Origin of the sequence: Actinomadura rugatobispora, from assembly GCF_042656285.1 — a bacterium.
Taxonomy (GTDB): domain Bacteria; phylum Actinomycetota; class Actinomycetes; order Streptosporangiales; family Streptosporangiaceae; genus Spirillospora; species Spirillospora rugatobispora.
The window spans coordinates 1-1,407 of sequence record NZ_JBHSON010000232.1; the positions used below are offsets into that span (position 1 = coordinate 1).

Consider the following 1,407-nt stretch of genomic DNA (forward strand, 5'->3'; position numbering starts at 1 on the left):
CCCCTTCTCGTTCATCAGTGCAAATGCCTCTACCATCGCGTTCTCAGGCTGGTAGTTGTTCTGATCCGCCTGGTTGTTTAATCTCTCCACATAGCCGAACGTGGAATCTTTTCCCACCAGCGGAAGGCATCTGAATTGCTTCGCTGGTCTCAATCGGTTTAAACTGTTCATGCGTTAGTTTCTCCACTGAATACGACACGCCACGACGCCCGGAGCTGCACACTCGCGGGCGTCACTTCTTTTGGCTCTTCTTACGGCTAAACAGCGCGACAATCGCGCGGATCTCTTCTTCACGCGCTGCCAAATGGCGGCGGTGATATTCGTTGATTTCTTCAGCTTCATGACGTTCGATTACTCCATCTTCGAGAGCTCTCTGGATCACGGTATCAACACGTCCACGCGCTGCTGACGTTCTCATGGCACGATCAAACAGGTCGACACGATCAAGGTCTTCAAGTTGAGGAACGTCCACCAGCAGCGCACCACGGCGACGGGCAAAGTAATCCGCCAGGAGGGACGTATTCGAGATGTCTTCCATCGCCTCCAGCTCATTCACTTCGAAGAAACGGCAGCCGTTCTTCTCGTACAGGTTGTTATTGAACTGCGTTACGGACATGCCAAGAGCACCGGCCATAGCCTCACGGCCCCCTGGGTACGCTTTACACATCGCTTTAACCACTTCTTTCAGGCTTGGCTCTACCATGTTGTATTTCCTTTGGTAGTTATCAGATGACTGCTTTCACATTACGATTGCCTTCGCCTATTACTTCTTCAGCTACTTGGTAGCGGCTCGGGTACAAAATATGTAATTCGCTGATCTCTCCTTTGAAGAACTTGGCAAGACGTTCTGCAAGCTCTACTGACGGAACCTGTTCGCATCTTTCAATGCGACTTAATGTTGCCGGATCGACCTGTACGCCTGTTGCAACATGCAACAAGGTCATACCGTGCGATTTGCGCAATTTTCTCAATGGTGATTGCATAATCCCTCCTTCATTTGCGTATTACGCATGTTATTTCATGCTGGCGAATTGCGCAAGTTGCTTTGCACGACACGCAAAAAACACATGTAATAGACGCATGAATATAGGATCACGTATCAGACAGCTTCGCTTGGCGAAGAACATGAAAATCTCAGAGCTTGCAGAGTCTGTGGGGGTTGATGCTGCTAACATTTCCCGCCTTGAAACAGGAAAACAAAAGCAGTTTTCAGAACAAACACTTAACCGACTTGCTCACGCTTTAAGCGTAAAAGTCCCAGACCTATTTACCTCTGTCGAAAATGAGTCTACTGTATGTATAAACAGTGAAAGTGATTCATCATCGCTAAGTATTGGTGATGTTTATAGAGTCGAGGTACTTGATGTGAGCGCAAGCGCCGGAGCAGGACACATACAGAGCAGTGAT

3 protein-coding genes are annotated in these 1,407 nt (G+C 48.5%); 1 reads left to right on the forward strand and 2 read right to left on the reverse strand.

Annotated elements, in window-relative coordinates; translation table 11 throughout:
• Positions 1-232 precede the first annotated feature (232 nt).
• Together ACFPZN_RS56005 and ACFPZN_RS56010 are read right to left on the reverse strand one after the other, a co-directional pair.
• Positions 233-703, reverse strand: a complete 471-nt coding sequence (locus tag ACFPZN_RS56005) for a YmfL family putative regulatory protein (protein WP_032634711.1) — start codon at positions 701-703, stop codon at positions 233-235.
• Between the two features lie 22 nt (positions 704-725).
• Positions 726-983, reverse strand: a complete 258-nt coding sequence (locus ACFPZN_RS56010; RefSeq protein ID WP_163283732.1) for a helix-turn-helix transcriptional regulator — start codon at positions 981-983, stop codon at positions 726-728.
• A gap of 97 nt (positions 984-1,080) precedes the next feature.
• On the opposite strand from ACFPZN_RS56010, the gene ACFPZN_RS56015 reads away from it, so the two are divergent.
• Positions 1,081-1,407: helix-turn-helix domain-containing protein (locus ACFPZN_RS56015; RefSeq protein WP_378293580.1), on the forward strand; the 327-nt coding region annotated here is incomplete at its 3' end.

Bases quoted from the DNA above. Each gene is read 5' to 3' on its own strand.
- ACFPZN_RS56010 (WP_163283732.1), bottom strand. From the start codon at position 983: ATGCAATCACCATTGAGAAAATTGCGCAAATCGCACGGTATGACCTTG.
- ACFPZN_RS56005 (WP_032634711.1), bottom strand. From the start codon at position 703: ATGGTAGAGCCAAGCCTGAAAGAAGTGGTTAAAGCGATGTGTAAAGCG.